This is a genomic window from Enterobacter sp. Li2LvB3 (assembly GCF_056156645.1).
In genome coordinates, this window is sequence record NZ_JBSICG010000044.1 from 1 (window position 1) to 8995 (window position 8995).

An 8995-nucleotide genomic window follows, 5' to 3' on the forward strand; every position below is an offset into this window, starting at 1 on the left:
CCCACAGGGAGAGGGAGAAAACCGGAGGTATCAGGCTGCGCTCTTTTTCTTTTTGAACGGCTTCTTCGCACCGCCGCCCGGTGCAACCATTCCTCTGAACGTCTTCACCGGCGTACTGCGCGCCTGATCTATCAGCTGATAAAGCGTCCCCACCAGCGGCTGCATAAAGTCCTGGTAACGACACTGCTTCTCGCTGATTTGCGTCAGGATGGATTCCCAGTGCGCCGTCATGTCCGGCCTTGCTGCAAGCTCAGGCAGCGAGTGGATCAGCGCCCGTCCAGGTTCCGTCGAATGGATATAACGCCCTTTCTTCTCCAGGAAACCACGCTTAAACAGCAGTTCGATGATCCCTGCGCGGGTCGCTTCCGTACCCAGTCCGTCGGTTGCGCGGAGGATCTTCTTCAGGTCTTTATCCTGCACAAACCGGGCGATCCCCGTCATGGCTGACAGTAGCGTTGCATCGGTGAAATGGCGTGGCGGCTGAGTCTGACGTTCAATCACCTCGCCCTTTTCACACAGCAGTTCGTCATCTTTAGCCACAACCGGCAGCGGCGTGCCGTCGTTCTCTTCATCGCGCTCTTTATTGCCAAGCAGTGTGCGCCAGCCCGCTTCCGCCAGGAAACGGGCTTTGGCGACGAACTTGCCTTTGGCAATCTCCAGTTCGATGACGCATTTGCGGAACACCGCATCCGGGCAGAACTGCATCAGATACTGACGGGCAATCAGGTTGTATACCTTAGATTCGTTTTCCGTCAGGTTCACATTGCTGGTGCGTGCCGTGGGGATGATGGCGTGGTGAGCATCCACCTTTTTATCGTCCCAGCAGCGGTTACGCGTGTCCGGGTTGACGGCGGGCTGCGGTAACAGATCCGGCGCGTGGACGCCGATCGCGTTCATCACCGAATGGCGCCCGGCATAATGTTCTTCCGGCAGATAGCGGCTATCCGAACGCGGATAAGTGATCAGCTTATGGGTTTCGTAAAGCTTCTGGCAGATATCGAGCACGTTTTGCGCGCTCAGACCAAAGCGTTTAGCGGCTTCAATCTGCAACGCCGAAAGCGAGAACGGCAGCGGCGCAGGTTCTGATTCCCGTTTATCGTTATAGCTGGTGACGATAGCGGGCTGCCCGGTAATGCGGTTGACCACGTGCTCCGCCAGCGGGCGATGCAAAAGGCGGCCTTCTTCATCCTGATACGACTCACAGGCATCGCTTGGCTGCCAGGTTGCCGTAAAACGTTCCTCTTTTGGCGTCACGATGTGCGCTTTGACCTCAAAGAAGTCTTTGGCGACAAAGTTTTCGATCTCTTCATCGCGACGCACCACCAGCCCCAGCACAGGGGTCTGCACGCGTCCGACCGAAAGCACGCCCTGATACCCGGCGTTACGCCCCAGAATGGTATAGGCGCGGGTCATGTTGATCCCGTACAGCCAGTCGGCACGGGCGCGCGCCAGTGCGGAAACGCACAGCGGGATAAACTCACTGTTGGCGCGCAGACGCGAAATCGCGCGCTCCACGGCCTGCGGGTTGAGGTCGTTAATCAGGCAGCGCTGTACCTGCTGACGCTTTGCCGGAGCCAGCTCCAGGTAATCCAGCACCTCGTCCACCAGCAGTTGCCCTTCTCTGTCCGGGTCACCCGCGTGGATAACTTCAGAGGCCTCATGCAGGAAGCGCTTAATGACATTGAGCTGTTTGGTGACGGACGGACGTGGTTGCAGACGCCATTTTTCCGGCACGATAGGCAGGTCGTTCAGATTCCAGCGGGCGTAGCGGCTGTCGTAGACATCCGGCTGCGCCTGCTCGAGCAGGTGACCAATACACCAGGTGACCACCTGCCCGTTACCGCACTCGATAAAACCATCGCCCTTGCGGTGCGGCTTAGGCAACACATCGGCGATGGCACGGGCCAGGCTCGGCTTTTCGGCAATAAACAACCGCATCGAATTAACGGATCTCGATCATCGGGCGGCCACCGCGGGCGTCCACCAGTTCGCCGATGGCCGTCAGAGTGATACCAAACTCCGCGGCCGTTGCCTGTACTTCTGCTTCTGCATCCGGCGTTACCGCCAGCAGCAGGCCGCCAGAGGTTTGTGGATCGCACAGCAGATCGCGCCACGCTTCTGGCATGTCGCCCATCAGATGCCCATAGCTGGCAAAGTTACGCTGAGTGCCGCCTGGCACCGCGCCCTGGGCAATGTAGTCTTCCACGCCCGGTAGCTTCGGCACGTCCTGATACCAGACCTTCGCCTGCACGCCCGCGCCCTGGCACACTTCGCTCAGATGGCCAAGCAGACCAAATCCGGTAACGTCGGTCATCGCCTTCACACCATCGATATTGGCAAATGCCGCACCGGCGAGGTTCATCTGGCACATCACTTCCGTTGCCAGACCAACGTGTTCAGGTTTAAGCAGGGATTTTTTCTCGGCGGTGGTGAGCACGCCAATGCCCAGCGGCTTGGTGAGGAACAGTTTGCAGCCTGCCTGCGCCGTACTGTTGCGTTTAACGCGCTCGGTTGGTACCACGCCCGTTACGGCCAGGCCGAAAATAGGCTCCGGGGCATCGATAGAGTGACCACCAGCCAGCGCAATTCCCGCTTGCTGACAGGCAAAGCGACCGCCTTCAATCACTTCTCGGGCGATTTCCGGGGCCAGGGTGTTAATTGGCCAGCCCAGAATGGCAATCGCCATAATCGGCTTACCGCCCATCGCGAAGATATCGCTGATGGCGTTGGTGGCCGCAATACGCCCGAAGTCGAACGGATTGTCGACAATCGGCATAAAGAAGTCGGTGGTGCTGATAATGCTGGTGCCGTTACCTAAGTCATAAACCGCTGCATCGTCACGCGTTTCATTACCGACAAGCAGGTTCGGGTCGACAAACTTCGCCTGTTCACTGTGCAGGATGGTTTCCAGCACTTTTGGGGAAATTTTACAACCGCAACCGGCTCCGTGGCTGTATTGCGTTAAACGAATGGTTTGCTCGCTCATGGACATCTCCTGTCATTGCAATCGCGCTATGGTAGCGCTCATTCCATAAAGAGGTAAGTATGACTGTCTGAATTCTGCGGCAGATGCTCAGAATCCAGACAGTTTAGCGCGCGTTATCAGAAACGGCTGACGAATGGCGTAGTGTCCGGCACATTTATCGTGCTGGATGCTTTAAGCTGTGGGGTGCCGAGATAGAGGAAGCCAACAATTTTGTCGTGCTCGCCACAGGACAAACCTTCGCGAACGACCGGGCTTTCGGTGAGTGCGCCAGTACGCCAGATGCCGTTAAAGCCCTGTGCGACAGCGGCCATTTGCATCGCCATTACGGCACAGCCCGCAGACATTTCCTGTTCCCAAACCGGCACTTTATGCTCAGCCTGACATTTTGCGACCACCGCGATGATCATCGGCGCACGGAACGGGCCGGTACGGGCTTTCTCGATACCCTTCTCGTCCAGACCCGCGGCTACCGCACCCTGCTCCAGCAACGCGCTGAAGCGATCGCGGCCTTCGCCTTCAATAATAAAGAAGTGCCATGGCTGTAATGTGCCATGATCTGGTGCGCGCATCCCGGCACGCAGAATGTTTTCCAGCTGCTCGCCCGCTGGCGCCGGTTCGGCCAGGCGCGAAGCACTACGACGGTTAACAAGCAGTTCAAGTGCGTCCATTGGTTAACTCCTGTCTTGAATTTTCCTAACAAAATTAACACGGCGGCAGATTTTGTTACAGCGTGACGGGCGATTCCTGCTGACAAGTGGCGGTCGGGTCATTACGATAACCCCACATTGCCGTCCACTGGCGACGGATACAGTCATTTTCTGGTTAGGGAGTATACATGCGAACCCTTTGGCGAATCTTTGCCGGTTTCTTTAAATGGACGTGGCGACTGCTCAACTTTGTCCGCGAACTGGTGATGAATGTGTTCTTCATCTTCCTGATCCTGGTTTGCGCAGGCATCTGGATGCACATCAGCAGTACAAGCCAGGCGCAGCATTCCACGCGCGGGGCATTGTTGCTGGATATCACCGGGGTCGTCGTCGATAAACCCTCCACCAGCAATCGTCTGGGCGTGATTGGCCGCCAGCTGTTCGGCGCGACATCCGATCGCCTACAGGAAAACTCCCTGTTTGATATCGTTGAAACCATCCGCCAGGCAAAAGACGATCGCAACATCACCGGGATCGTGCTTGATCTGAAAGATTTTGCCGGTGGCGACCAGCCTTCTATGCAATACATTGGTAAAGCCCTGCGCGAATTCCGCGACAGCGGAAAACCTGTTATTGCCGTAGGCGACAGCTATTCCCAGGGCCAGTACTATCTGGCGAGCTTTGCCAATAAAATCTGGCTTTCGCCGCAGGGCACGGTGGATTTGCACGGCTTTGCAACCAATGGGTTGTACTACAAGTCGCTGCTCGACAAGCTGAAAGTCACCACCCATGTCTTCCGCGTGGGCACGTATAAATCCGCCGTTGAGCCATTTATCCGCGACGATATGTCCCCGGCTGCCCGGGAAGCTGACAGCCGCTGGATTGGCGAGCTGTGGCAAAACTATCTGGGCACGATCGCGGCCAACCGCCAGATTACCGCTGAACAGGTCTTCCCTGGCGCTCAGGGGATGCTCGACGGCCTGCGCAAGGTTGACGGTGACACCGCCAAATATGCCCTTGAGAACAAACTGGTTGATTCGCTGGGTAGCAGTGCAGAGATCGAAAAAGCCCTGACCAAACAGTTCGGCTGGAGCAAAGAGGACAAAAACTACAGCGCTATTAGCATGTATGACTACACGACGAAAAAACCGAGTGAAAACGGTGATAGCGTGGCGGTGGTCTTTGCTAACGGTGCAATCATGGACGGTCAGGAAACACCAGGGAATGTGGGCGGTGATACCACGGCTTCGCAGATCCGTGATGCGCGTCTTGATCCGAAAGTGAAAGCCATTGTTCTGCGCGTCAACAGCCCTGGCGGCAGCGTCAGCGCCTCTGAAGTGATCCGCGCTGAACTGGTTGCCGCACGTGCTGCGGGCAAACCAGTGGTTGTCTCGATGGGCGGTATGGCGGCCTCCGGTGGTTACTGGATCTCAACGCCGGCTAACTACATCGTTGCCAACCCAAGCACGTTGACGGGCTCAATTGGTATTTTCGGGGTCATCAACACGGTGGAGAACAGCCTTGATTATCTGGGTGTTCATACCGATGGGGTATCAACATCACCGCTGGCGGATGTGTCCGTGACCAAATCCCTGCCGCCGGAAGTGTCAGAGATGATGCAGCTCAGCATCGAAAGCGGTTATAAGCGCTTTATCACTCTGGTTGCCGACTCGCGTAAGAAGACGCCAGAGCAGATTGACCAGATTGCTCAGGGCCACGTCTGGACCGGCCAAGATGCCAAAAACAACGGTCTGGTGGACAGCCTGGGTGATTTTGATGACGCCGTCGCGAAAGCAGCTGAACTGGCAAAACTCAAGCAATGGCATGTTGAGTATTACCAGGACGAGCCATCGTTCCTCGATTTGGTGATGAATAGTATGTCTGGCTCCGTGCGCGCCATGCTGCCAGAAGCCATTCAGGCATACTTACCTGCGCCCGTCGCCACCGCAGCTAAAGCGATGAAAGCCGAGGGCGATAAGCTTGCCGCCTTTAACGATCCACAAAGCCGTTACGCATTTTGCCTGACCTGCGCTAACGTCCGTTAAAACCTGTCCCCTCTTCTCGTGAAGAGGGGATTTTTCTTTGAAGCAAAAGAACTCACTATCATGCAGAAGAAATCAATTTATGTAGCCTACACTGGCGGTACCATCGGGATGCAGCGCTCTGAAAATGGCTATATCCCTGTGTCCGGCCACCTGCAACGTCAGCTGGCATTAATGCCAGAATTCCATCGCCCTGAAATGCCTGACTTCACGATCCACGAGTATGAGCCGCTGATGGACTCCTCCGATATGACGCCGGAAGACTGGCAGCATATTGCAGACGATATCAAAGCGCATTACGACGAATACGATGGCTTTGTGATCCTGCATGGCACCGACACCATGGCGTTTACCGCATCGGCGCTCTCCTTCATGCTGGAAAACCTGAGTAAACCGGTTATCGTGACCGGCTCGCAGATCCCGCTCGCGGAACTGCGCTCTGACGGGCAAATCAACCTGCTTAACTCTCTGTACGTGGCGGCTAATTACCCGATCAATGAAGTGTCGCTGTTCTTCAACAACCGTCTGTACCGTGGCAACCGTACGACCAAAGCCCACGCGGATGGCTTTGATGCTTTTGCTTCGCCAAACCTGCAACCACTGCTGGAAGCAGGCATCCATATTCGTCGCCTGGGAACCCCGCCTGCACCGCATACGGCGGGTGAACTGGTTGTTCACCCAATCACCCCGCAGCCAATTGGCGTGGTCACCATTTATCCAGGGATTTCTGCGGATGTAGTACGTAACTTCCTGCGCCAGCCCGTTAAAGCGTTGATCCTGCGCTCCTACGGTGTAGGCAATGCCCCACAGAACGGCGAGTTCCTGAAAGAGTTACAGGAAGCGAGCGAACGTGGGATTGTGGTGGTTAACCTGACCCAGTGCATGTCCGGTAAGGTGAATATGGGTGGTTATGCCACCGGTAACGCCCTGGCTCATGCCGGTGTTATCAGCGGTGCCGACATGACCGTCGAGGCCACGCTGACTAAACTTCACTATTTACTGAGTCAGGATCTGGATGTTCAGGCCATTCGTACCGCGATGACGCAAAACCTGCGCGGTGAACTGACACCAGACGAATAAGGAGTGAGTATGGCCCAACGTGCTCTGTTACTGGTTGATCTACAAAATGATTTCTGTGCGGGCGGCGCGCTGGCCGTGGCGGAAGGCGATAGCACCATTGATGTGGCTAATTCGCTGATCGCCTGGTGTAAAACGCGTGGTGACGCCGTTGTGGCAAGCCAGGACTGGCATCCAGCCAACCACGGTAGCTTCGCCAGCCAGCATAACGTTGCGCCCTACAGCCAGGGCCAACTCGACGGGCTGGCGCAAACCTTCTGGCCCGATCACTGCGTTCAGCAGACTGAAGGCGCGGAACTGCATCCGTTACTGAATCAGAAAGCCATTGATGCCGTTTTCCACAAAGGGGAAAACCCGGCCATCGACAGCTACAGCGCGTTTTTTGATAACGGTCATCGTCAGAAAACAGCGCTGGATGAGTGGTTGCGCCATCACGATATCGCCGAACTGATTGTGCTGGGGCTGGCGACGGATTATTGCGTGAAATTCACCGTACTGGATGCGCTGGACCTGGGCTACACCGTCAATGTGATCACCGACGGGTGTCGCGGCGTGAACATTCAACCACATGACAGCGCGCTGGCGTTTATGGAGATGTCCACCGCCGGTGCAACGTTGTATACGCTGGAAGACTGGCTCGAGACGCAGGCGTAAGCCTTTTTAGCCGGGTAAGGCGAAGCCGCCACCCGGCAACCCCCTCTCCGATCTTCCATAAAGTGAACTCCCTCACATCCTCAGCGCAGCGGCAATGCTATTCTCTTCAGGTTGTTTTTTCGCCACGCCTTTCCGTGGCGTGGTTATCCCCTAAATAATTCGAGTTGCAGGAAGGCGGCAAAGGAGTGAAGCCCAGGAGCTTACATAAGTAAGTGACTGGGGTGAACGAGTGCAGCCAACGCACCTGCAGCTTGAAGTATGACGGGGATATTTTTATTAGGTCAAAGAGGAACTTATATGAAACGTTTGCCATTGCTGGCAGCATTACCCTTGCTTTGCGCGTCAGTTGCCTCCGCCAATACCCTGATGTCCGTGGGCTACTTTAACGGAGGTGGCGATGTTACCGCCGGCCCGGGCGGGGATATCAATAAACTCGACGTCCGTCAGATAACACACCTGAACTACTCGTTTGGCCTGGTCTATAACGATGAGAAAGATGAAACCAACGCTGCACTCAGAGATCCGGCAAAACTTCATCAAATCTGGTTATCGCCAAAAGTGGCCTCTGATCTGGCGCTAATCCCTGTCCTGCGTAAACAGAACCCCAATCTGAAAGTGTTGCTTTCCGTCGGTGGCTGGGGGGCGCGCGGTTTTTCTGGCGCGGCGGCCACCAAAGAGACTCGCGCCGTGTTTATCCGCTCCGCACAGGAGATTGTTGATAAATACGGTCTGGACGGCATCGATCTCGACTGGGAGTATCCGGTGAACGGCGCGTGGGGACTGGTCGCAAGCACGCCCGCTGACCGGGATAATTTCACCGCGCTGCTAAAAGAGATGCGCGCGGCCTTCGGGCAGAAAAAGCTGGTCACCATTGCGGTAGGTGCTAATGCGGAAAGTCCGAAAAGCTGGGTGGATGTGAAAGCCATTGCCCCGCTGCTCGATTACATCAACCTGATGACCTACGACATGGCGTACGGCACGCAGTACTTCAACGCCAACCTGTATGACTCCAGCGCCTGGCCAACCGTTGCCGCCGCCGATAAATACAGCGTGGATTTCGTGGTGAACAACTATCTTGCGGCAGGGTTAAAACCCAAACAGATGAACCTTGGGATTGGTTTCTACGGGCGCGTACCGAAACGTGCGGTTGAGCCAGGCATTGACTGGACGAAACCGGATGCGCAAAAAAATCCGGTAACGCAGCCCTACTTCGGGCCTCAGGAGATAGGTTTGTTCAAGTCACTGGGTTACGACCTGACCAAAGATACCTATGTGAAGTACAACGACATCGTGAAAAAACTGCTGAACGACCCGCAGAAACGCTTTACCGAACATTGGGACGATCAGGCAAAAGTGCCGTGGCTTTCAGTAAATTCTGCCGACGGCAAAGCGCTGTTTGCCATCTCTTACGAGAACCCACGTTCAGTTGCCATCAAAGCGGACTACATCAAGGAAAAGGGGCTTGCCGGGGGGATGTTCTGGGAATACGGCGCAGATGACGAAAACCTGCTAGCAAAACAACTGGCGGAGTCGCTGGGGATCCCACATAAGTAGTAAGACATCAAGCCCTCTCCCACAGGGCTGAGGGT

General features: G+C 55.8%; 7 protein-coding genes. 4 read left to right on the plus strand and 3 right to left on the minus strand.

Going from position 1 to position 8995, the window contains the following annotated elements:
• Nucleotides 1-30: 30 nt before the first annotated feature.
• From ACS603_RS23115 to ACS603_RS23125, 3 genes are all read right to left on the minus strand, one after another.
• Complete coding sequence (locus ACS603_RS23115; RefSeq protein WP_474944990.1) at nt 31-1938, minus strand: DNA topoisomerase III; 1908 nt, start codon at nt 1936-1938, stop codon at nt 31-33.
• 4 nt (nt 1939-1942) lie between these two features.
• Nucleotides 1943-2986: a selenide, water dikinase SelD gene (gene selD / locus ACS603_RS23120; protein ID WP_315688359.1), complete on the minus strand. Its 1044-nt coding sequence runs from the start codon at nt 2984-2986 to the stop codon at nt 1943-1945.
• Between the two features lie 116 nt (nt 2987-3102).
• Nucleotides 3103-3654 (minus strand): NAD(P)H nitroreductase, encoded by a 552-nt coding sequence (locus ACS603_RS23125; protein WP_182060619.1) that lies wholly within the window; start codon nt 3652-3654, stop codon nt 3103-3105.
• Between the two features lie 167 nt (nt 3655-3821).
• Between ACS603_RS23125 and sppA the strand changes: the two genes are divergently transcribed.
• The 4 genes from sppA to chiD all read left to right on the plus strand — a co-directional run bounded on the left by sppA (nt 3822) and on the right by chiD (nt 8960).
• A complete protein-coding gene (sppA, locus tag ACS603_RS23130; protein WP_315688358.1) occupies nt 3822-5678 on the plus strand; it encodes a signal peptide peptidase SppA in 1857 nt (618 codons plus the stop codon).
• A gap of 60 nt (nt 5679-5738) precedes the next feature.
• A complete protein-coding gene (gene ansA, locus ACS603_RS23135) occupies nt 5739-6755 on the plus strand; it encodes an asparaginase (protein ID WP_182060617.1) in 1017 nt (338 codons plus the stop codon).
• Between the two features lie 9 nt (nt 6756-6764).
• Nucleotides 6765-7406, plus strand: a complete 642-nt coding sequence (gene pncA, locus ACS603_RS23140; RefSeq protein ID WP_315688357.1) for a bifunctional nicotinamidase/pyrazinamidase — start codon at nt 6765-6767, stop codon at nt 7404-7406.
• A gap of 297 nt (nt 7407-7703) precedes the next feature.
• Complete coding sequence (chiD, locus tag ACS603_RS23145) at nt 7704-8960, plus strand: chitinase ChiD (protein ID WP_474944991.1); 1257 nt, start codon at nt 7704-7706, stop codon at nt 8958-8960.
• Nucleotides 8961-8995 lie beyond the last annotated feature (35 nt).

Bases quoted from the DNA above. Each gene is read 5' to 3' on its own strand.
- ACS603_RS23115 (WP_474944990.1), bottom strand. From the start codon at position 1,938: ATGCGGTTGTTTATTGCCGAAAAGCCGAGCCTGGCCCGTGCCATCGCC.
- selD (WP_315688359.1), bottom strand. From the start codon at position 2,986: ATGAGCGAGCAAACCATTCGTTTAACGCAATACAGCCACGGAGCCGGT.
- ACS603_RS23125 (WP_182060619.1), bottom strand. From the start codon at position 3,654: ATGGACGCACTTGAACTGCTTGTTAACCGTCGTAGTGCTTCGCGCCTG.
- sppA (WP_315688358.1), top strand. From the start codon at position 3,822: ATGCGAACCCTTTGGCGAATCTTTGCCGGTTTCTTTAAATGGACGTGG.
- ansA (WP_182060617.1), top strand. From the start codon at position 5,739: ATGCAGAAGAAATCAATTTATGTAGCCTACACTGGCGGTACCATCGGG.
- pncA (WP_315688357.1), top strand. From the start codon at position 6,765: ATGGCCCAACGTGCTCTGTTACTGGTTGATCTACAAAATGATTTCTGT.
- chiD (WP_474944991.1), top strand. From the start codon at position 7,704: ATGAAACGTTTGCCATTGCTGGCAGCATTACCCTTGCTTTGCGCGTCA.